Source organism: Pseudoalteromonas sp. S8-8 (assembly GCF_000497875.1).
Classification (GTDB): Bacteria; Pseudomonadota; Gammaproteobacteria; order Enterobacterales; family Alteromonadaceae; genus Pseudoalteromonas; species Pseudoalteromonas arctica.
Window position 1 is genome coordinate 175,625 of sequence record NZ_AUTR01000035.1, and the last position, 21,993, is coordinate 197,617.

The 21,993-nt window shown below is 39.3% G+C and carries 22 protein-coding genes; 14 read left to right on the forward strand and 8 right to left on the reverse strand.

Features of this window, described 5'->3' with window-relative positions; all coding sequences use genetic code 11:
• The first annotated feature begins 51 nt into the window (after nucleotides 1–51).
• Nucleotides 52–984 (forward strand): malate dehydrogenase, encoded by a 933-nt coding sequence (gene mdh, locus L659_RS0111595; protein WP_024590636.1) that lies wholly within the window; start codon nucleotides 52–54, stop codon nucleotides 982–984.
• Between the two features lie 96 nt (nucleotides 985–1,080).
• Here mdh and ispB read toward each other — a convergent pair whose 3' ends face one another.
• Entirely contained in the window at nucleotides 1,081–2,052 is a 972-nt protein-coding gene (ispB, locus tag L659_RS0111600) for an octaprenyl diphosphate synthase (RefSeq protein ID WP_024590637.1), read from the reverse strand.
• Nucleotides 2,053–2,474: 422 nt separating this feature from the next.
• Between ispB and rplU the strand changes: the two genes are divergently transcribed.
• From rplU to L659_RS0111635, 7 genes are all read left to right on the forward strand, one after another.
• A complete protein-coding gene (gene rplU / locus L659_RS0111605; RefSeq protein ID WP_002957748.1) occupies nucleotides 2,475–2,786 on the forward strand; it encodes a 50S ribosomal protein L21 in 312 nt (103 codons plus the stop codon).
• Nucleotides 2,787–2,802: 16 nt separating this feature from the next.
• Nucleotides 2,803–3,060, forward strand: a complete 258-nt coding sequence (rpmA, locus tag L659_RS0111610; RefSeq protein WP_002957747.1) for a 50S ribosomal protein L27 — start codon at nucleotides 2,803–2,805, stop codon at nucleotides 3,058–3,060.
• A 140-nt stretch (nucleotides 3,061–3,200) separates the two neighbouring features.
• A complete protein-coding gene (gene cgtA / locus L659_RS0111615; RefSeq protein WP_010553337.1) occupies nucleotides 3,201–4,358 on the forward strand; it encodes an Obg family GTPase CgtA in 1,158 nt (385 codons plus the stop codon).
• 73 nt (nucleotides 4,359–4,431) lie between these two features.
• Entirely contained in the window at nucleotides 4,432–4,923 is a 492-nt protein-coding gene (gene folA, locus L659_RS0111620) for a type 3 dihydrofolate reductase (RefSeq protein ID WP_024590638.1), read from the forward strand.
• 78 nt (nucleotides 4,924–5,001) lie between these two features.
• Complete coding sequence (locus L659_RS0111625) at nucleotides 5,002–5,379, forward strand: DUF3718 domain-containing protein (protein ID WP_007586082.1); 378 nt, start codon at nucleotides 5,002–5,004, stop codon at nucleotides 5,377–5,379.
• A 292-nt stretch (nucleotides 5,380–5,671) separates the two neighbouring features.
• On the forward strand, nucleotides 5,672–6,556 hold the full coding sequence (galU, locus tag L659_RS0111630) for a UTP--glucose-1-phosphate uridylyltransferase GalU (protein ID WP_024590639.1): 885 nt from the start codon (nucleotides 5,672–5,674) through the stop codon (nucleotides 6,554–6,556).
• A 188-nt stretch (nucleotides 6,557–6,744) separates the two neighbouring features.
• Entirely contained in the window at nucleotides 6,745–7,218 is a 474-nt protein-coding gene (locus tag L659_RS0111635) for a peroxiredoxin (RefSeq protein ID WP_007586078.1), read from the forward strand.
• A gap of 104 nt (nucleotides 7,219–7,322) precedes the next feature.
• Here L659_RS0111635 and L659_RS0111640 read toward each other — a convergent pair whose 3' ends face one another.
• Complete coding sequence (locus L659_RS0111640) at nucleotides 7,323–9,449, reverse strand: S8 family peptidase (RefSeq protein ID WP_024590640.1); 2,127 nt, start codon at nucleotides 9,447–9,449, stop codon at nucleotides 7,323–7,325.
• A gap of 328 nt (nucleotides 9,450–9,777) precedes the next feature.
• Here L659_RS0111640 and L659_RS0111645 point away from each other — a divergent pair, with 328 nt between their 5' ends.
• Nucleotides 9,778–10,962 (forward strand): NAD(P)/FAD-dependent oxidoreductase, encoded by a 1,185-nt coding sequence (locus L659_RS0111645; RefSeq protein WP_024590641.1) that lies wholly within the window; start codon nucleotides 9,778–9,780, stop codon nucleotides 10,960–10,962.
• 2 nt (nucleotides 10,963–10,964) lie between these two features.
• Here L659_RS0111645 and L659_RS0111650 read toward each other — a convergent pair whose 3' ends face one another.
• The 4 genes from L659_RS0111650 to coaBC all read right to left on the reverse strand — a co-directional run bounded on the left by L659_RS0111650 (nucleotide 10,965) and on the right by coaBC (nucleotide 17,120).
• Nucleotides 10,965–12,068, reverse strand: coding sequence for a GGDEF domain-containing protein (locus tag L659_RS0111650; protein WP_024590642.1), 1,104 nt, complete (start codon nucleotides 12,066–12,068; stop codon nucleotides 10,965–10,967).
• A gap of 251 nt (nucleotides 12,069–12,319) precedes the next feature.
• Nucleotides 12,320–15,088, reverse strand: coding sequence for a S9 family peptidase (locus L659_RS0111655; RefSeq protein WP_024590643.1), 2,769 nt, complete (start codon nucleotides 15,086–15,088; stop codon nucleotides 12,320–12,322).
• 140 nt (nucleotides 15,089–15,228) lie between these two features.
• Nucleotides 15,229–15,816, reverse strand: coding sequence for a nucleoid occlusion factor SlmA (gene slmA / locus L659_RS0111660; protein ID WP_007581932.1), 588 nt, complete (start codon nucleotides 15,814–15,816; stop codon nucleotides 15,229–15,231).
• Nucleotides 15,817–15,926: 110 nt separating this feature from the next.
• Nucleotides 15,927–17,120: a bifunctional phosphopantothenoylcysteine decarboxylase/phosphopantothenate--cysteine ligase CoaBC gene (gene coaBC, locus L659_RS0111665; protein WP_024590644.1), complete on the reverse strand. Its 1,194-nt coding sequence runs from the start codon at nucleotides 17,118–17,120 to the stop codon at nucleotides 15,927–15,929.
• A 144-nt stretch (nucleotides 17,121–17,264) separates the two neighbouring features.
• Between coaBC and radC the strand changes: the two genes are divergently transcribed.
• From radC to rpmG, 3 genes are all read left to right on the forward strand, one after another.
• The gene (gene radC / locus L659_RS0111670) at nucleotides 17,265–17,939 is read left to right on the forward strand and encodes a RadC family protein (protein WP_024590645.1); all 675 of its coding nucleotides are present in this window, start codon (nucleotides 17,265–17,267) and stop codon (nucleotides 17,937–17,939) included.
• A 274-nt stretch (nucleotides 17,940–18,213) separates the two neighbouring features.
• Nucleotides 18,214–18,450, forward strand: a complete 237-nt coding sequence (rpmB, locus tag L659_RS0111675; RefSeq protein WP_004335549.1) for a 50S ribosomal protein L28 — start codon at nucleotides 18,214–18,216, stop codon at nucleotides 18,448–18,450.
• Between the two features lie 11 nt (nucleotides 18,451–18,461).
• Complete coding sequence (gene rpmG / locus L659_RS0111680) at nucleotides 18,462–18,617, forward strand: 50S ribosomal protein L33 (RefSeq protein WP_004335545.1); 156 nt, start codon at nucleotides 18,462–18,464, stop codon at nucleotides 18,615–18,617.
• Nucleotides 18,618–18,754: 137 nt separating this feature from the next.
• Here the strand turns inward: rpmG and L659_RS0111685 are convergent, their stop codons facing one another.
• Nucleotides 18,755–19,681 (reverse strand): manganese-dependent inorganic pyrophosphatase, encoded by a 927-nt coding sequence (locus tag L659_RS0111685; RefSeq protein WP_007581938.1) that lies wholly within the window; start codon nucleotides 19,679–19,681, stop codon nucleotides 18,755–18,757.
• A gap of 118 nt (nucleotides 19,682–19,799) precedes the next feature.
• On the opposite strand from L659_RS0111685, the gene L659_RS0111690 reads away from it, so the two are divergent.
• Both L659_RS0111690 and mutM read left to right on the forward strand, forming a co-directional pair.
• Entirely contained in the window at nucleotides 19,800–20,315 is a 516-nt protein-coding gene (locus L659_RS0111690) for a hypothetical protein (RefSeq protein WP_024590646.1), read from the forward strand.
• Nucleotides 20,315–21,124 (forward strand): bifunctional DNA-formamidopyrimidine glycosylase/DNA-(apurinic or apyrimidinic site) lyase, encoded by an 810-nt coding sequence (gene mutM / locus L659_RS0111695; RefSeq protein WP_024590647.1) that lies wholly within the window; start codon nucleotides 20,315–20,317, stop codon nucleotides 21,122–21,124. Before L659_RS0111690 ends, mutM begins: the two co-directional genes overlap by 1 nt.
• A 359-nt stretch (nucleotides 21,125–21,483) precedes the next feature.
• On the opposite strand, the gene L659_RS0111700 is transcribed toward mutM, so the two are convergent.
• Nucleotides 21,484–21,984, reverse strand: coding sequence for a DUF3299 domain-containing protein (locus L659_RS0111700; RefSeq protein WP_007581943.1), 501 nt, complete (start codon nucleotides 21,982–21,984; stop codon nucleotides 21,484–21,486).
• Nucleotides 21,985–21,993 lie beyond the last annotated feature (9 nt).

Here is a 21,993-nt window from a genome sequence, read left to right on the forward strand (position 1 = left end):
ATTATCTTAAGAGCCACAAATGTTTCCTACCTCAAATTACGGAGAATTCCAATGAAAGTTGCTGTATTAGGTGCTGCAGGCGGTATCGGCCAAGCGTTGTCTTTATTATTAAAAACAGGCTTACCAGCTGGCTCTGAATTATCACTTTATGATGTTGCACCAGTAGTACCAGGTGTTGCGGTTGACCTTTCTCACATCCCAACAGATGTTAAAGTAGCAGGCTTTGGCGCAGACGAATTAAACAAAGCGCTTGAAGGCTCTGACATCGTTCTTATCCCAGCGGGTATGCCACGTAAACCAGGTATGGATCGTGCTGATTTATTTAATGTAAATGCTGGTATCATCAAAACTTTAGCAGAAGGCATTGTTGCTAGCTGTCCTAAAGCGTTAGTAGGTATTATTACTAACCCAGTAAATGGCACAGTTCCAATCGTTGCTGAAGTATTCAAAAAAGCAGGTACTTACGACGCTAAACGCGTATTCGGTATTACTACGCTTGACGTTATTCGTTCAGAAGCATTTGTTGCTGAACTTAAAGGCGTAGACGTAGCAACTGTGAAAGTACCAGTAATTGGTGGTCACTCAGGCACAACTATTCTTCCTCTACTTTCTCAAGTTGAAGGTGTTTCTTTCACTGATGAAGAAGTTGCTGCACTTACTCCACGTATCCAAAATGCGGGTACTGAAGTTGTAAATGCTAAAGCAGGCGGTGGTTCAGCTACGCTATCTATGGGTGCTGCTGCAGCTCGTTTTTGTATGTCTTTAGTTAAAGGCCTACAGGGTGAAGAAGTTGTAGATTACGCTTACGTTGCTGTTGAAAGTGGCGATGCAGAGTACTTTGCACATCCAGTACGTTTAGGTAAAAACGGCGTAGAAGAAATTCTTTCTTACGGCGAACTAAGCGCATTTGAAACAAAAGCAAAAAATGACATGCTTGAAACACTGAAAAAAGACATCAAAGAAGGTGTTGATTTCATGGCGTAATAGCCAAAGTAGAATAACAAAAAAGCCTGCATTTGCAGGCTTTTTTATTGCTCAGAATTAATTTCACACTGTGTAACTAGTTAAAACTAGTTAAAACTAGTGGTCGCGGTCAACCGCAATACGAGCAAGGCTTATGAGTGCTTGCTTATAGTCAGACTCAGCTAAAAAGTCTAAACACGCAATAGCTTTGTCAGCTTCAAGCTCTGCTTTTTGCATTGTAAATTCAAGCGCATTAGTTTGCTTTAGTGCCGATAGAATTTCTTCTAAATGCTCCATACCATTACTGTGCTCTATTGCATCACGAATAAGCTGCGTTTGCTGCTTGCTACCATGTTGCATAGCATAAATAAGTGGAAGCGTTGGTTTGCCTTCAGCTAAATCATCACCAATGTTTTTACCCAACTGCTCAGCATCTGCATTGTAATCGAGTACATCGTCTACTAGCTGAAACGCAGTACCTAAATGCATACCATATAGGTTTAGTGCATCGAGAGTAGTTTGGTCTTGCTCAGTAATAATGGCAGCAAGGCCTGTCGCTGCTTCAAACAACTTAGCTGTTTTAGAGTAAATAACCTGCATATAACTGGCTTCGGTCGTATCTGGGTCGTTGCAGTTCATTAACTGCAATACTTCACCTTCAGCAATAATGTTTGTTGCATCGGCAAGTATTTGCATAATCTGCATTTTTCCAAGACCAACCATAAGCTGAAATGAACGAGTGTAAATAAAGTCACCAACCAATACGCTAGCAGCATTACCAAATTCAGCATTTGCTGTAGGCGTGCCACGTCGTAAGTTTGATTCATCTACAACATCATCATGCAATAGCGTTGCTGTATGAATAAACTCAACAATTGTTGCAAGTGTTATGTGATCTTTACCCTGATAACCGAGCGCTTTGGCTGCTAAAATTGCCAGCATTGGACGAACGCGTTTGCCGCCACTGCTAACTATATATAAACCAAGCTGATTAACTAACGCCACATCTGAGCGCATTTGCGCATGTATAAGTTGATTGACGTCATTCATATCGCTTTCGATTAACGCCTGGATAGCTTTTATATCCATTGATCTCCGAGCCAATTTTTATGTGTGAACGGCGCAGATTGTACAACAAAAAATGCACTAGCTCGATATTTTGTGACGATTGATTGAAAAAACACTATTAAAGTACTTAATTTAGACTGAATTAGCCAAGATAACTGATTAATTGATAATCAATATACAGTTTATGGTGTGCTTAGATATTAAGCTGTGAGGGTCATATTTGAGTACATTAATTTATTTCGACTAAGAGTTAAAAAGCGCTTGGCAAAAGGGCTAATTAATATAAAATGGGGTAAATATTGAATTGCTCTCAAAGCAGCTACTTTTTATTCATTTTAATTACAAAATAGGCTTGCTAGTTATTTCGCGTTAGCGTAAACTTCGCGCCCTATCGAAGAATATTTTAGTTGCGCCGATTTGAGGGTGCACAGACGGAGTTAATTATGTACGCGGTTTTCCAAAGTGGTGGTAAACAGCATCGTGTGACTGAAGGTCAAACGATTCGTCTTGAAAAATTAGACGTTGAAACTGGTGCGGCAGTAGAATTTGATTCAGTACTTTTAGTTGCTGATGGTGAGAAAATCGAGATCGGTGTACCGTTCGTAAACGGTGGCAAGATAACAGCTGAGGTTGTTTCACATGGTCGCGGTGAGAAGATTAAGGTTGTTAAATTTAGACGCCGTAAGCATTCTCGTAAGCAAATGGGCCATCGTCAATGGTTCACTGAAGTTAAAATCACTAGCATTAGCGCTTAATTAGAGGTACTTAGAAATGGCACATAAAAAAGCAGCTGGTAGTACTCGTAACGGTCGCGATTCAGAAAGCAAACGCCTAGGTGTTAAGCGTTTTGGTGGCGAATCAGTTCTAGCGGGTAGCATCATTGTTCGTCAGCGTGGAACTCGTTTCCACCCTGGTACTAACGTAGGTATCGGTAAAGACCACACTATCTTCGCAAAAGCAGATGGTAAAGTTCAGTTTGAACAAAAAGGTCCTTTAAACCGTAAATACGTAACTATCGTAACTGAGTAATCAGTAAGGTAGTTAAAAACCCCGCCTTTGCGGGGTTTTTTGTTTTGTAGTCAGTCAAAATATATACCCAAGCCTGCATTTGTGTTGGCTTGGGTATATAATAGAGTTATTAAACAAGCCAATCCCTAAAGTGAGTAATCATGAAGTTTGTAGATGAAGTAGAAATTCGCGCAGAAGCTGGAGACGGTGGCAGCGGCATCGTGTCTTTCCGTCGTGAAAAATATGTTCCAGATGGTGGACCAGACGGCGGTGACGGTGGAGACGGTGGTAGTGTTTATCTACAAGCTGATGAAAACTTAAATACCCTAATTGATTATCAGTTTGAGCGCTTTCATAGAGCTGAACGTGGTACTAATGGTCGTAGCCGTAACTGTACAGGCCGAAAAGCCGATGATTTATTTGTTATGGTGCCTGTAGGCACGCGCATCATGGATGTTGATACCCAAGAGGGACTTGGCGACTTAACTCAAGATGGTCAACGAATTTTGGTTGCAAAAGGTGGTTTCCACGGCTTGGGGAATGCACGTTTTAAATCAAGTACTAACCGAGCACCTCGTCAAAAAACATTGGGCACACCCGGTGAAGTACGTAACTTAAAGTTAGAGTTACTATTATTAGCTGATGTAGGCTTACTAGGATTACCAAATGCAGGTAAATCTACGTTTATCCGCAGTGTATCTGCAGCAAGACCAAAAGTAGCTGATTACCCATTCACGACGCTTATTCCTAATTTAGGTGTGGTACGTCCAGAAGCAAATAAATCATTTGTTATAGCCGATATTCCGGGTCTAATTGAAGGTGCATCTGATGGTGCAGGCCTAGGTATTCGCTTCTTGAAGCATTTAGAGCGTTGTCGTGTGTTATTGCACATTATTGATGTAATGCCGGTAGATGGTTCAAACCCTGTTGATAATGCATTCTCGATTATTAACGAGCTACACCAATACAGTCCTAAATTAGCTGAAAAACCACGCTGGTTAGTGTTTAATAAAATAGATTTATTACCAGCAGATGAAGCAAAAGCGCTATGCGAAGCGATTGCAGAAGAGCTGGGCGAAACTGAAAATATTTATCACATTTCAGCAATTAATAAACTTAATACTCAACCTTTAATCCACAACATAATGACACTACTTGATAGCATGCCTAAAGAGAAGTTTGTACAAGTTGAAGATGAAGAAGTTGAATTCAAGTGGGATACCTATCATGAAAAAGCCACTAAAGGTAAAGGCAATGATGATGATTGGGACGACTGGGATGAAGATGATTACGACGTAGAAGTTGTCTACGAGCGTTAATTAAATAAAATTTATTAAAAAGGAGCTTATGCTCCTTTTTCTTTGTTTAAGAATAAAGTACTAGGTGTTTATTATGATAATTTCAATGATTGCAGCAATGGCAAATAACCGTGTAATTGGCCTAGATAATAAAATGCCATGGCATTTACCTGCGGATCTTCAGCATTTTAAAAAAATAACTACGGGTAAACCTGTGATCATGGGTCGTAAAACTTTTGAGTCAATAGGCCGTCCTTTACCTGGGCGTCGTAATATTATTATTACTCGAAACAGCGAATATACTGCACAGGGTATTGAAGTGGTAACTACACCAGAGGCCGCACTAGAACTAGTTTGTGCTGTTGAAGAAGTAATGATTATTGGTGGCGGTAATATTTATGAGCAATTTTTACCAAAAGCAGAACGCTTGTATTTAACCTTTATTGATTTAGATATTAAAGGCGATACACAGTTTCCTGATTACAATAAAGTTGCTAATTGGGACGTGAAAGAAGAGCAAGAAAACCTTCCTGATGAAAAAAACAAATCTAGTTATAAATTCGTAACTTTGTATAAAGAACATTAACATTATTGCGTAATTTTTGATAGATTGATATAATATTTGATAGTCTATATAAGAACAAAGTATTATAAAGGGTTTGTCATGTTTAAATTACCAAAGCTAGTTGCACTTACTGCTGTTGTCGCTGTAAGTTCTTTTTCGTATACAGCACCTGCAAATGCTGAAGATCAATTAGCAGTATCTATTTGTGAATATATTGCGGCAGACGATAAAAACCGATTACGCAGCAAGCTTAAAAGCTCTCGTGTAAAAATTCGTAATATTTATGATGCAGTACAATGTAATGGTAATAACTTATTACGTCATGCTGTTGCTAGTAATGCAGTGGATACTGGTGAGTATATAGTTAAAAACTTATCAAAAAGTGCTCTAACAGATGGTGCTGATATTGCTTGGGCTGAAGGCAACTTTGCTAGCTCACCACTTATTGCAGTGATTAAAGATCGCGCTGGTCTTTAATTATAAAAAGGTTTTATAACTCTACCTTCAGTAAGGTATTGTTAAATATTGATTAGTCTGAAGTTGTTATTAATAACAACTTCAGACTTTTTTATTTAGCTAATGTAATCTCACCCCCAACAAAATCATTAATAAGTTCACTATTTACCTATCTATTTTATATTCCCAAAGTGTAGAGTCTTCACTTTAAAAGCAGCTTCAAATTTACTTCTTCAAAAGAGGTAACTTTATTCAGCTGGTATCTATTTTATATCTGCTAGTTTATTTACAAACTTAATCACTAAGGATAGATATGAAAGCTGTAATTCCAGTAGCAGGCTTAGGGACGAGAATGCTCCCTATGACAAAAGCTATTCCAAAAGAAATGCTCCCTATAGTTGATAAACCTCTAATTCAATATATTGTCAGCGAATGTGTATCTGCCGGTATTAAAGATATTGTATTAGTTACACACAGCTCTAAAAATGCAATCGAAAACCATTTTGATACAAGTTACGAGCTAGAAGCTACTCTTGAAAAACGTGTTAAACGTGCTTTATTAGATGAGATTCGCTCTATTTGTCCGCCTGATGTCACCATTATGAGTGTACGCCAAGGTGAAGCTAAAGGGCTAGGGCATGCTATTTTGTGTGCTAAGCCAATAGTTGGTGACGATAACTTTGTAGTGCTCCTGCCAGATGTGATACTTGATGCTTATACTGCCGATCAAGAAACTGAAAACTTAGCGGCCATGATTAAACGCTTTAAAGAAACTCAAGCAAGCCAAATAATGCTTGAGCCAGTAGCTAAAGAAGACGTTAGTAAATATGGTATTGCTGATATAAACGGTGTTGAGTTAATGCCAGGTAAAAGTGCTGCAATTAAAGCTATGGTTGAAAAACCTGATGCAGATTTAGCACCTTCAAATCTTGCTGTTGTAGGGCGATATGTACTGAGTAAGAATATTTGGCCTCTACTCGCAAAAACGTCTGTAGGCGCTGGCGGTGAAATACAACTTACAGATTCTATTGACGCATTAATGGCACAAGAAACCGTTGAAGCATTTCATATGAGTGGTCGCTCTCACGATTGTGGAGATAAGTTAGGCTACTTAAAAGCAATTGTTGAGTACAGTATACGAGATGAAAAGCTAGGTAATGATTTTTCAAGTTTTATAAATGATTTGAATTTACCTTAGCTACAGAGCAATAAATTTTATGAAAACTATAGAAGCTAAAATAGTTTTCATAAAATGTAGTAAACTCGGTCTATAAACCTTTGCTAGACTACTCTGGGTTACTAAGTTAGTTACACTTTACCTACACTGTAATAGTTTACGTAGTATGATTGTTACTTATTCTGTATTGATCTTTTAAAGGAACCACCATGATTGAGCAAGGCCAAGAATTACCATCGGTTACGTTAACGCAATTAACTGACGACGGTATGCAATCTCTTACAAATAAAGAGTTGTTTGAAGGTAAAAAAGTCGTGTTATTTGCAGTGCCAGGTGCATTTACACCAACGTGTTCAAATGCACATTTACCTGAATTTATTACTCTTGCTGATAAAATTAAAGCAAAAGGTGTGGATGCTATTTACTGTGTATCTGTTAATGACGCATTTGTTATGAAAGCATGGGGCGACTCGCAAAACGCGCAAGAAATTACAATGCTTGCTGATGGCGATGGAAGTTTCACTAAATCGTTAGGGCTTGATAAAGATACCGCTAGTTTTGGTGGTTTACGTTCAACGCGTTACGCTATGATTGTTGAAAATGCAGTAGTAACTGGTTTATTTGTAGAGCAAGACAAAGAGTTTGTTGTAAGCCGCGCAGAATCAGTACTAGAGAAGCTATAACAGTAATAAAGTGTAGGTTTTAGCTTTAATTAATCAGCTACTTACTATTTAAAAACCGATGTTGGAAACAACATCGGTTTTTTATTTACGGCTCAAATTTTAAATTACGGTTGGTATTGTCCGCTAAGTGTTAAACCAGAGAAAGTGCTATAGGCGTTAACACTTAAGTGCCAAGTACCTGCTTGTGGATTGGTAAATGTACATGTTTCTGCGTTGCCATTTTTATAAGGGCGACAATCGTACGTAGTGGTTGTTGGTTGGCTGCCATATTTTACAAATAAGTCTGCATCGCCACTTCCACCCGACGTTGTTACTGTAAACGTACTCATTCCTGCAGGTACATCTAACGTGTAATGTTTCCACTGACCAGTATTGGCTGTCACATCGCTTATAGTGCCTCCGCCAGCTTGTGGAGTGCCTGTACCGCCACCAGACGATGAACCACCAGTAATATTACCTACCAAGCTCACAGCTGAATACGCAGAGTAGCCGTTAAGCATTACGTGGTAAGTTCCCGCAGTAGGGTTATCAATAGAACACTCTTCGCTATTACCGCCTTTATAAGGGCGACAGTCATAGGTAGTAGTTGTAGGTTTACTGCCCGCACGTACGTATAAATCAGCATCACCAGTACCACCACTCATAGTGAATGTTACGTTAGTTGCACCGCTTGGTACGGTCATAGTGTAAAACGCTTGTGCATTTGCAGCCCCACTTAAACCTGTTTTAGCTTCACCATTAATAAGCTCGCTATCACCGCCTGTAGGTGGAGTAGTGCCGCCACTTGCTGCTGCAACAGCTGCGGCTGCATCAACAATACCCGTACCACAGCTAGTACATGTAGCAGGGAACGAACGGGTTGTTGATTTTAAAATACTTTCTATTTCGTCAGGCGTTGCATCTGGTTTTGCTTGCTTAATAAGTGCCGCAACACCTGCTACGTGAGGCGCAGCCATTGATGTACCTTGCGAATAACCGTAGCTGTCGCTTGAAGGTGTAGACGAACCTGAATTGTAAGTTGATAGAACACCTTCAGAGTCGTTTGCAAAACTTTGCGCGCCACCCGGTGCTGCAACATCAATATTGCTACCGTAGTTTGAGTAATAAGCTCGACCGCCATTACGACCTACTGATGCTACGTTTACTACACCATTACAGTTACCTGGGTTGTAGTTTGCCGAGTTATCGTTATCGTTACCTGCAGCAATAACTACCACAGTGCCGTTACTGCGTGCTGTGTTAATTGCATTTTGAGTTGTAGAGCTACATGAACCGCTGCCGCCTAAACTCATGTTTATTACATCTGCAGGGTTTGAGTTGGCAGGAATGCCTGAAACACTTCCACCAGATGCCCAAATAATACCATCTGCAATATCTGAGGTTAAACCACCACATTTACCAAGTACACGAACAGGCACTACTTTTGCGTTATAAGCTACGCCTGCAACGCCTTCGCCGTTATTGGTTACCGCAGCAACTGTGCCGGCTACGTGCGTGCCGTGCCAGCTAGAGTTTTGTGCACCGTTAGTACCACATTCATTCGCAGCAACTGCATCACCAGGATCACGTGCATCGCTATCGCGACCACCGCCATCGTTAGCTACCGATAGGTTAGAGATCATATCGTAACCCGGTAAAATGTTAGCATTTAAATCGGCATGTGGGCGGTAACCTGTATCTAGTACGGCTACAACTACACCGCTACCCGTTGCGGTATCCCATGCCGTCGGTAAGTTTAAACCACCGGCTTGCTCGTAGTAATGCCATTGGTCATCAAAGCGAGGGTCGTTAGGAGTTGAAAACGGCTTTAACATTTGATCCACTTCAATGTATTCCACATTGCCTGAATCAACCATTTCTTGCATAAATTCTTGCGCTTCTGCTGTACTTAATTTTTTATCAGCACGCATTACGTGATGGTTATTAAGTGCCATTGCACGAATGTATTTTGCTTTTACTTTGCCTTTTTTAGAAGCGAAGTTTTTAACAAAGCTTTGTGCGCGCTTTTTCATGCTAGACGGGCTTGCGTCTGCAGTTGAGAGGCTCGCCATTTCGTTATTATTTTTATATTTAATAATGAACTGAGTTTCGAAACTGCCTTGGCTTTGTAGTTTAGCAGATGTTTCAGCCATTGAACTTGAAACTGATTGAGCCATGCCAGATGTTGCTGCAAAAAGCGTACTAACTGTAATTGCAATTGCGCATCTTTTAAAAGTTTTACTAGTTGTCATAATTATCCCTAGATTTTTATTTATTATTTCGTGATATAAGATCACGATGCGGGAACAAAAGTAAACGATCTGTTAATTAGGTTAAAATATCAATTTATTATGTACCTCTTTCATTTAGTTATAACCCAGGTTTTTAGCGGTTTACTCGTTGTTTAGTATTTGTCATATAAATTAAAAATAAGCATAAAGGGTTGTTTTATTGTGCGAGTAATTATTCCCCACTTATTACTGATGTGTTTTTGTTGTGTTATTACTAATAATTCAAATGCTGCGTTGTTAGCTATTAAACTTTGCTATAATCGAGCAAATTTTTTAATGAGATAAATAAATGACCCAAGTAGATGTAATTGTAATAGGTGCGGGAGCTGCAGGATTAATGTGTGCAGCGCAAGCTGGATACCGTGGCCGAAGCGTTACAGTACTTGATATGGGAAAAAAACCAGGTCGTAAAATTTTAATAAGTGGTGGTGGGCGTTGCAATTTTACAAATGAAAATGCAACCCCGGATAACTACTTATGCACAAACTCTCATTTTGTTAAATCATGCTTAAGTCGTTATACACAGCATGACTTTATTGAGCTGGTGGACAGACATGGCTTGGCGTATCACCATAAAACACTAGGCCAGCTTTTTTGCGATAACAATGCACAAGACATTGTTGATATTTTACTAACCGAATGTGAGTGGGCCGGAGTAAATATAAAGCTACGCAGTGAAGTGATCAGCGTATCAAAAACCGAAACCGGCTATAGCGTTACCACAGAGCAAGAAACCTTAAGCTGTGAGTCGTTAGTTATTGCATCGGGTGGCTTAACCATGCCAAAACTAGGGGCTACACCAATAGGTTATAAAATTGCAGGGCAGTTTGGCTTAAGCGTGTTACCAACTATGGCTGCACTTGTGCCGTTTACTTTGCATCAGCATGATAAAGAGCGTTTTGAAGGGCTTTCGGGAATTAGTATTCCATGTGAAGTTTCAAGCGAAGACGGCACCGTATTTAAAGAAAATATCCTCTTTACTCACCGAGGGTTATCGGGCCCTGCAATATTGCAAATAAGCTCATTTTGGCGAGCAGGGCAGGCTGTAACTATAAACCTATTACCTGAAATTGATTTAAGGCAGCAACTTGCTGATTGGCGTGAAACACAAGCCCAAAAGTCGTTAAAAAACAGCCTTTCGACTATTTTACCTAAACGCTTTATAGAAATACTGCACGAAAGCAAAGCGATACCAGATTGTAATATTAATCAGCTTACACATGCCCAAATAGATGAGCTGGTAAATTATATTCATGCTTGGCAAATTAAACCCAATGGCACAGAAGGTTATAGAACAGCAGAAGTAACATTGGGCGGTGTAGATACCGACGAGTTGAGCTCAAAAACCTTTGAAGCTAAAAAAGCTAAAGGCCTATACTTTATAGGCGAAGTAACTGACGTAACGGGTTGGTTAGGGGGCTACAATTTCCAGTATGCTTGGAGCTGTGGATTTGCTTGTGGGCAGTACGCTTAAGTTTAGGCTATAAACCCATTTAAGTAGGTTGATTGAGCGATAACGGTTGAATCGTTATCGCTAACACATACTTTATTGCGTCCATTATTTTTAGCCTTATATAGCGCAGTATCAGCCCGTTCCAATAGTTTTAGCACTGTATCGTCTTTTTGTATCGTTGCTAACCCAATACTTATAGTAAATGCTACATTTGTAATTGTGTTTTCGGCAATATACTTTCTCAGGTCATCGGCTTTTTTAGCGCTATCATTTAAAGAGGTGTTGGATAAAATAATAGTGAATTCTTCTCCACCCCATCGCGCAATAAGTGCATCATTTCCCATACGCATTTTTAATATTTTAGAAAATTCAGTGAGTACGTTATCGCCAACTAAATGCCCGTAGGTATCATTTATATTTTTGAAGTGGTCTATATCGCAAATAAGTAAGCAATGCGGGGTTTTAAAAACGTCATTTTTAGCAATTAACTGTGATAATTCAAAATCAAATTTTTGCCTGTTATAAAGCCCCGTTAACTTATCGGTTTCTGCTAAGTGTTGAATTTCTAAGTTACGGATAGATAATCGAGTGTATGCCGAAAACCGTGTTTTTTCGTAAAATCTAAAAATTAAAATATGAGCAAGACTTACCTCTATGAGATTAAATAAAGAGCCTAAGCCAATTGTTACAGTTTGCTGTTGTTGTAAATACACAAGATACGCACAAATAGTAAAGGCGACTGCACTAAATAGGCTTCCCCAGTTTCTTCCAACTAAAAAAAAGCTAAAAGGCGGGATTAACGTCGCCCAAAATAAAGAATGCGCATGCCCACCTACAGAAACCACAAACATCATTATTAAGCTAACGACCATAAGGGTGACAGCCCACGCTGCTGCATTTACATTGGCTGTTTTATTAAACCAAGTATAAATACCTAACGATATCGTAAGTCCTAAGGCATCAATTAAAGCAATGTCATAGCTTTCAAAATAAAAAAGATTGAGGAGTGTTAAAGCTAAAAAGTAACATGTAGTTATTAGTAAAGAGTGAGCTATTAAGCGAGTACGCCAAAAATCCTTATGGTCTTTTGGGTATTGTGGAAACTCTTTGTACCAAAAACCTAGCATAATGAACGACTCTTTAACCTCTGAATTTAGTGATTATTACTTATATTAGGCTTTTATTATAGTTTTTTACTTTGATTAAAACGCTTATATACGGTGGTGTTTATAAAAGTTTAAAGATCATTACAGCATTTTTCAAAGGTATGAAGGACTAGGTAGTGACTGATTACTTAAATGTAATATGCCTCGCCTTGATTTAATTGACGCAGAGCTCAACGTTATCGCTTACGTAGAGCTCTGAATAAATGTTATATCTATTCCTCTATAAATGCCTCGCCTTTTGTCATCCACTTTTCAGCTGGTTTGCCTTTTAAGTAATGATCAAAGTACTGCATCATACGTACTGAAAAATCGACCTGATTAGGAAACTTTTTCAAGTGGTGTGGTTCACCTTCGTATTGTAAAAATGTAGCATCTTTTCCTGCACGGCGCAGAGCTAAGTAATACTGCACGCTCTCATGCCAAGGTACTGCATCGTCTTTGTCGCCAGACATTATTAAGATAGGCGTATTAACTTTGTCTGCAAAAAACACCGGTGAGTTTTCTATATAAAGTTCTGGTGCTTCAAATAAGTTTTTGCCAATACGGCTTTGTCCTGTTTCGTATTGAAATTGACGAGCAAGGCCCGATTTTAAACGTATGCCACTGTAAGCACTTGTCATGTTTGATACTGGAGCGCCAGATACAACCGCTTTAAACATATCTGTTTGGGTTATCATAAACGCACTTTGATAGCCCGCCCAAGAGTGACCCTGCAAGCCAATTTTATTTTTATCAGCTATGCCTAAATCAATTAGCTTTTGAGTGGCGTTTATCATGGTTTGCGTTGACGATTTACCAGGGTGACCTATTTCAAAGCGAATATCAGGTAAAAATACCGCATAACCATTTGAGGTAAACATAGGAAAGTTAGGGCGATGGTTTAATTCCATTTTTGGAAAGTCATACATGCGCTGGCTCATATAACGATAAAAATACACAACCACAGGTACTTTATCGCCTTTTTTATATCCCGCTGGTTTTATTAGGACGCCTTGTAAATCTTCGCCGTCAAAGCCTTTATAGCTTATTAGTTCTGGCTTTTCGCCCCAGGCAAAATTACTAATTTGTGGGTTTAGCGTGGTTACTTGTTTTGGTGCGCTAAAGCTAAAATTAGTTTGGTAGTAATCAGGAAATTGGCTATAAGTTTGCGAGGTGAATAAATACTTGTCAGCCTTTTTGGCTTTTTTAACCATATCAAAGCGTTTATTACCGCTAAGCACGTTAGTTATTGTGTTAGTGGTTAAGTCGAGCTTTGCCACTTCGCTTTGTTTAGTTTGTAGATTAATAGCAGAGACAAGTAATGTATCGCCTTTTTTAAAGCCCACTTGGGTTTTATCAAGCTTAATAACACGGTACTGCGAATTGCTTTGTTTACCATTAGTTAGGCGTTTAGCTTGCTGCGTTTTTACGTCAAACGCCCAAATATCGTATTTACTATAAGCAAGCACTTGGCTGCTATCGGTCATCCAACCAGCAAAACCATAACCAGGTTGAGTCGAAGGGTAGTCGTGTTTATCATCAGCAAAGGTTGCCTGAATCGCTTTTGTAAGCGGTGTTACTTTATTATTTTTTAAATCTTTTAACTGTATTTGGCTGTCGTTAAAATAAGCTGCAAATTCACCATTTGGTGCAAGGCTTGGTCTAAACGGATAGTTACTAATAATTGGAGTTTGTTTACCGGTGTTTATATTTACTGCAAAGTAATCAGCAAAAAAACCGCCGTACATTATTTTTTCTAGGTAGGGGATGTTAGATGAGCCAAGTAAAGATACATCTCGCTCAGGGTTTAGTGCAACCTCAGGCATATTAGTGGTACTTAGCTGTACCACTTTTTGCGAGTTAACGTGATACACCGCGCTGTAATGGCGATTTTTATTAACTTCGTTCCATTGTTGTTCTTCACGCGGTTTTATTTGCGCATCGTTGTTGTGCCATACATCTAAACCTTTATGTTCACGTATGGTGTCAAAATCGTACAATGAGGCTTCGTTGGTATATTCTTTGGCTTTTACTTTAGCTGCTAATTTTGGATGGTTTTCAAAATATAAGCGCTCGCCATTTTCTGACCATTCAAGGGTGGCTGTTTTACCTAGGGTCCATGTTTTATCAGGTGAGGCTATTGTTGAAAGTTTATCGTTTTTATATAGCTGTAAAGTGTAGCTTCGACGGCGCGTGTCATCATTTACATAGTTACCCAATGTAAACGCTGCAATATTGTCAGCTGGGTGCCACGCTATTTTATTTGCGGTTACGCCCGGTTCATCAATTAATACACTGCTAGTAAAGTCACTTAGCTCAATTAACGCTATTTGGTTGTTATTACCATCGCTGTAACTTTGACTCACTAATAGCTGGCTGTTGGCTGAGTTAATAGCATAGCTAAATACGTTTTCTATTGTATGGGTGCGTTTATCAGATAAATTTACGATAACAAGCGCATAGCTCTTATCTTTTTTATCGGGCGTGATAGCGTTATCTTCTTCGTTTTTAGTGCTATCGGTTTTATCTTCTACTTTTGCGTCATCGTCTTTTTTATTTAAACGATAAGCAAGCCACATACCGTCATCAGATAACGTGTAATCTTTTACATCAGCAAAGCTTTGTTGAGCACCTGATTGTGTGTTTACGAGTACCAGATTGTTTTTAAGTGTGTCTTTTTTTTTGGTTGTTTCTTTTTCAAGTAAGGTAGGTACTTGTGTAAAAGCGACCCAGTTAGCGGCTTTATTAATATGAGGTTTAGTGCCGCGTTCTACTTCTGCGATGAGAGTATTGCTTTGTAGTGAGTAAACTTGGCCAGTTGCATTTCCACGATACGGCGTTGCACTAAAAGTGAGTACTTGACCATTGTCAGATAGTTGCGTGCTTTTAGCTGATTTAAAACTAAAAACGTCTTTAAATTGTAGCGATTCTTTGGCGTGTATGCCGGTGCTAGTTAAGCTGGCAACGAGTGCCGTGCTTAATAAGGTGAGTTTTGTTTTCATTATTGATTCTCGTATTATGACATTGTTTCATTGTAACGAGTTTGGCTCACAATTCGAGCGGATCAGATAAATGGCAGCTACATACGACAAAACGACCCGTAGGTCGTTTTTTGGTATTTAATTTATTAATTTAGGAAACATTACAGCCAAATTTTTTGTAGCTCAAGCCATTGTTTTTCAAATTGAACACTTGGCTTTGCTTTAAAGTCGCTACGTACAAACTGATTCATTTTGCCTTCAACGTAGGCAAGTAAAAAGTTTGCAAGTGTAAGCTCATCACTTTGAAAGTTTTTACCTTCACGTAATTTACGCTCACGAAGTACTTGTTTAAACTGAGTTTCTAATTTTTCAAACAAGCTTTGTACCCGCTCGCGTAAACGTTCCTGCTCACCTTGTAATGCGTCGCCAGTTAAAATACGAGTAATGCCTGGATTTTTTTCAGCAAAGGTTAGAAGTAATAATAGAATGTTATAAATGCGCGTTTGGCTTTCTTTTTCGTTTTCAATAATAATATTTATACGAGATAAAAGGGTATCTTCAATAAACTCAATTAAGCCCTCAAACATACGCGCTTTGCTCGGAAAGTGACGGTATAGCGCGGCTTCAGACACACCCACCTCAGCAGCTAGTTTTGCTGTGGTGATACGTTGTCCTAAATTAGTTTCTAACATTTGTGCGAGTGCTTGCAGTATTTGCTCTTTGCGATTACTTCTTTTTGTCGCAGGCATGAACATTCCTTTTTATTAGTTATTCTTAGTGGCGCAGTTAAGAACCCTAGTCATTTTTTGTTCAAATGATTGGCGTATGTTAATGTTTTATTCAGTTTGTTTCCAGCCTTTTATAGATGTTTGGCCAGCTGTTCGATCACCTTGCGAGCTATTTCTATTTTACTTGTAGTTGGTAATTCTAGTTGTTCGTTATGCCAGTATAGTGTTAAAGCATTATGATCGGAATTAAACCCTAAGCCACTTTTTGATACGTCATTAGCGCAAATCATATCTAGATTTTTATTTTTTAGTTTACCTTTAGCATAGCTTTCTACATTTTGAGTTTCGGCGGCAAATCCAACCGTATAGGGGCGGTTTTGTGTAAGGTTGGCAATAGCTGCAATTACGTCAGGGTTTTTAGTTAAAGTAAGGGTGAGTTCGTCGCCTTGTTTTTTCATTTTTTGAGTCGCAATGTTTGCAGCTCGATAATCCGCAACAGCGGCGCAGCCAATAAATGCATCTGACTGTGGTGCATAGGTAAGTGACTCAGTTAATAGCTCCTCAGCGCTTTCTATATTGATAAGGTTTACGCCAGTAGGGGCTTTTATAGTGACTGGACCCGAAATTAAATTAACCGTAGCACCGAGTTGCAAAGCGGCCTCTGCCAGTGCATAACCCATTTTTCCAGAGCTGTGATTTGATATAAAACGTACCGGATCGAGAGGCTCTCGCGTTGGGCCTGCCGTTATTGTAATTGTTTTTCCTGCAAGTAATTGCGGTTGCTCTTTTGCTGTACATAGTGCAACTAGCTCATGTGGCTCTAACATTCGCCCAGCGCCGATATCGCCACAGGCTTGCTCACCTTTACCTGGGCCCCAAAGAAGTACGTTACGTGCTTTTAATGTGGCTAAATTTGCTTGTGTAGCTGCGTGTGCATACATTTGCTGGTTCATGGCTGGTGCTACAGCTACTTTTGCAGGCGTTGCTAGCAGTAACGTCGTTAGTAGGTCGTCAGCAATGCCGGCTGCCATTTTTGCAATAATATTGCAGGTAGCTGGGGCAACTAAAATTAAGTCAGCCCATTTTGCAAATTCAATATGCCCCATTGAAGCTTCAGCAGAAGGGTCTAGTAATGAGTCAGAGACTGTTTCTCCACTAACGGCTTGCATGGTCAGTGGTGTAATAAAGTGTTTAGCTGATTCAGTCATAACTACTTTTACTTCACAACCAGCGTCTTTTAATCGCCTAACGAGTTCTGCGCATTTATAAGCTGCAATACCGCCGGTAATACCTAGTACAATTTTTTTGTTTGTTAAGTTAGTCATGAATGTTCATCAGTTTTTATTAAATATTGGGCTTAAAATAACAAATCTTTACCCGTACAGCGAAGTTTTTTAATTCGAAATAACAGGCTAAATTTTAAATTTGCATTACATTTATAAGACACTTTCGCCTCTCAAGGATGAACAATGCAACTTACTTCACTTCCAAACTCACTTCGACCTCGTGAAAAACTCATCTCCAAAGGAGCTAAAGCACTTACTGATGCTGAGCTCCTTGCCATATTTTTACGAACAGGGTTACCAGGAATGAATGTAATTGAGTTGGCTCAGCATCTACTAAATGAAAATAAAACCCTACATAATTTGTTTAATGCCAGTATTGAGGAGTTTTGCTCTCAAAAGGGGTTAGGGACCGCTAAGTATGTGCAGCTACAAGCTGTATTAGAGCTAAGCCAACGTTATATGCAGGAGCGTTGCCAACGAGATGCAGTGTTTAATTCGCCAAACTCAGTTTATGACTATCTAACAATTCAAATGCGAGGCTTGCAACAAGAAGTATTTATGGTGTTATACCTAGATAGCCAAAATAGATTAGTAAAAGACGAAATACTTTTTTATGGCACAATTAATTCTGCCAGTGTGTATCCGCGTGAAGTGGTAAAGGCTGCCCTTAAAAATAATGCAGCCGCTGTTATTTTTGCGCATAATCACCCAAGTGGTATTGCAGAACCGAGCCAAGCAGACAAACTTATTACGAATAAATTGCAGCAAGCACTGCAATTGGTCGACATAAGTGTGCTCGATCACATCATTGTTGGTGGAGAAACCTGTGTTTCGTTTGCCGAGCGAGGCCTGATTTAGCTTTGTTAGACACATAAGTGTGTTAAAAATGAGCTGTTTAACGTGTTTTGGCAAATTAGTTTAATTTAAATGCAGTTTTTACTTTCCCTAAGGGCATTCGATCTTTATAATTAGCCGCTATCAAATTTACATATATGAGCTGATTGGATAGATCAGTGTTTGATCTTTGCCTGTAAAAGCTGTATAAAGAGCGCCCTTCGATTTATCTCTAGGGCGGAAATACACGGCCTTAGATTAAATTAAGCTCGAGCGAAGTTATTGGAGATATATAGACATGTCTAAAGTATGTCAAGTTACAGGTAAGCGTCCAGCGGTTGGTAATCACCGTTCACACGCGAGAAACGCGACTAGACGTCGTTTCCTACCTAACCTACAAACACACCGTTTTTGGGTTGAAAGTGAAAAACGTTTTGTAACATTACGCACTACTACTAAAGGTATGCGTATTATCGATAAAAAAGGCATCGACACGGTTCTTACAGAAATCCGTGCTCGCGGCGTTAAAGTTTAAGGATCTGAATCATGCGCGATAAAATCCGTTTAGTTTCAACTGCCGGTACTGGTTTTTTCTACACTACTGACAAAAACAAACGTAACATGCCTGAGAAGATGGAAATCAAAAAGTTTGATCCAAAGATTCGTAAACATGTTCTTTTTAAAGAAGCTAAAATTAAGTAATTTTAGTTCTTCTTTTAGAATTTAAAAACCCAGCTTAGGCTGGGTTTTTTGTTTTTAAACTATGATTAGCGAATTGACATAAAAAAACCTCGTTGGCATAACCAACAAGGCTTTTAAATCAATAAATGAAAACACAATTAGATTTTTGTGAATGCATCTTGTAGTGGTGGTACTACTTGCTTTTTACGGCTCAGTACACCATCTAACCATACTTTATCATTCTCTGGTTTTACACCGTAAGCCTGCTCAACTAAGTTTGCATCGTCAGATACAATTAGCATTTCTGAGCCTTCTTTCATTATATCGGTAAGCAGTAAAAATACAGAGTGGCGATTACCCTCAACTTTTAGCTTAGCAATATCGGCTGCAAGGTCTGCTTTAATATCGTCAAAAACAGCAAGGTCGATTACTTCTAGTTGGCCAATGCCTACTAGGTTACCGTTCATGTTGAAATCTTTAAAGTCACGCATTACTAAATCACGTGCTGGTGTGTCTTCTACCGCAGATTTAACGCGGAACATATCCATACCCAATTCTTTAAAGTCTTCTACGCCTGCAATTTCAGCTAGCGCTTCAACACATTTAATATCGGCAGTGGTACATGTTGGTGATTTAAATATGACAGTGTCGCTTAAAATTGCACACATCATAATACCCGCGATGTCTTTAGGGATTTCTACGCTGTAGAAGTCGTACATCATTTTAATAATGGTGTTTGAACAACCAACAGGACGAATCCAACATTCAAGCGGAGTAGATGATGTTAAGTCACCTAATTTGTGGTGATCTACCACGCCAACAACGCGAGCTTGGTCGATATCATCGGGTGCTTGTGTTTTTTCTGTGTGATCTACAATATACACATCTTCACCCGCGTAGCTTAATTTAAGCTCTGGTGCTTCGAAGCCAAATTTATCAAGGATAAATTGAGTTTCAGGTGAAATTTCACCAAGACGAGTTGGAATTGCAGGCTCATCGATTTGGTTTTTTAAATAAGCCAGTGCAATTGCACCACAAATAGAATCTGAATCTGGGATTTTATGGCCCACTACATACATAGACATTGACGGAACTCCTTTAAATTTGCCGATATTCTAACAAAGTCTGGGGCCTTTAACATATAGACAGCGCAATTAAGTTTTAGTTACACTTTAAAATCTTGAATTTACTAGGTGTATTAATATGCGACTGGGCCGTAAAGGTTGGAACAACGTTATAATATTTTCGATGTTGATTATGATCTTCTTCTTAAATGGCTGGCATAAGCAACTTTTGGGAGGGGAGGATAAACCAACATTACAAGCCGTACTCCCTCAGCAAAGTTTTGTACTGACACTGCAATTTGTTGATCAAAAAATTGAGCGAATAGGAACAAGCTGGCGTACAACCCCACTACAAAAAGACATACCGCTTGTGTGGCAAGCATCTGAGCAGCAACTTAGTGATTTAATTAACCAATGGCAAAGCGCGCGGTTAATGGGTGTTAACGAATCTGTTGTTTTTAATCCTAATGCACCTTTATATGTTGCTACATTTGAGTTGGCTGGCGAGAGTTTACCTTGGGTTTATTTGCTTTATAAAGGCGATGGGCAATATTACTTACTCGAAAAGAGTAGCCAACGAATACTCGCACTCGATTTAAAAACTGCACGGCAGTTATTTCCTAGTTTTGATTTTTCACAAAGTGAGTCTAATTAATGCCTGAATTACCAGAGGTAGAAGTGAGCCGAATGGGCATCACTCCCCACGTACAAAACCAAGTTGTTACAAAGGTAAATATTTACAATGCCAGTATGCGCTGGCCAGTGCCAGATGACGTGTATCAACTTGAAGGGCTAATTGTTACTAGTATTGAACGACGAGCTAAATACTTACTTTTACACTGTGAACTTGGGAGCACTATTTTACATTTGGGTATGTCAGGTAATTTACGTGTTGTAGATAAAAGTGAGCCGCTTAAAAAGCATGACCACGTAGAGTTTATTTTTGGTAACGGTAAAGCACTGCGCTTAAATGATCCTCGTCGCTTTGGTTGCTGCTTATGGCAAGAGCCAGGTGAAGTGCATAAGCTACTCTCTAAGCTTGGCCCTGAGCCGCTTACCGATGATTTTTTTGCTAAACGCGTGTACGAACAGTCGCGCAATAAAAAAGTACCCGTAAAGCAATTTATTATGGATAACGCAGTGGTGGTTGGTGTTGGTAATATTTACGCGAATGAATCGTTATTCAAAGCGGGTATACATCCAAAGCGAGAAGCGGGAAAAGTATCGCTCAAACGTTATCAAGCACTTATCCCTATTATAAAAGACACGCTTGCTGCGGCCATTATGCAAGGTGGTACAACGCTTAAAGACTTTTCACAAAGTGATGGTAAGCCCGGGTATTTTGCTCAAGAGTTATTAGTATATGGGCGCAAAGGCAAGCCATGTATGACGTGTGAAAACGAATTGGAAGAAATTAGATTGGGGCAGCGCAGTACTATTTTTTGCTCAAATTGCCAAAAGTAGTTATCCAGGGCGTGTTGACCTTTCGTGATTGATTTTGCAGCAGACTGTTTGGTATTTAGGCAAGGCAGAGCCTATGTTGTGTGGTTATTCCCCATAAATTGGCGATAACGCAGCATAAATGCCAAACATGCGCTGCCCTTTGGGTTCTTTCTAGGGGCGATTAACTCTTTGTTGCTCGATTTTTACTTAGCCCGCTAGGTTACAAACCTCGCGCCGCGATTAAATCGCCCCTAGATTGAACAAATTTCAATCCACAAAGATCAACACGCCCTAGTTATTTGAATATTCAGTTATTTAAATTTTATCGATTCTAAATTTAATGATATTTAAGGGCCAGCTTTAAAAGCGGGCCCTTTATTTTAAAGCTCGAACGGTGCTACACCGACCGCTTTCATTTTATATCCTACCTGCGCTATTTCGCCCGACCATGTTTCAGTACTTATTATTCCAGTTACAACAATTGCGTCGTATAGGCTATCTATTGGTACTCCACCTTTAATTGTTACATGGACTATTTGATTTGGCGGTGGTGGTGGTACGTGTATACAGGCGCCAAAATAAGGAACGAGTAAAAACTCGGTAATTACTTCGCTATCGCCCTCAAGTGGCACAACAAAACCAGGCAAACTCACCGATTGGCCATCAAGTGCCTTTACCACTGGAGCATCTAAATCGGGTTGCACCCAGTTTTGATCACTACCTTCGTGATTAGCTTGTGCTTGAGTGTCTATTTGCACGTGGTTTTTAGGGATTAAGTCTTCCCAAAAAATTTCTTTTGGTGGATTAGCATAACTCGCTACGCTTATAAATAATAAGCCAATAGCAGCAATGTACTGAAAAGCTGTTTTAAAAAATGTCATAAAATCCCT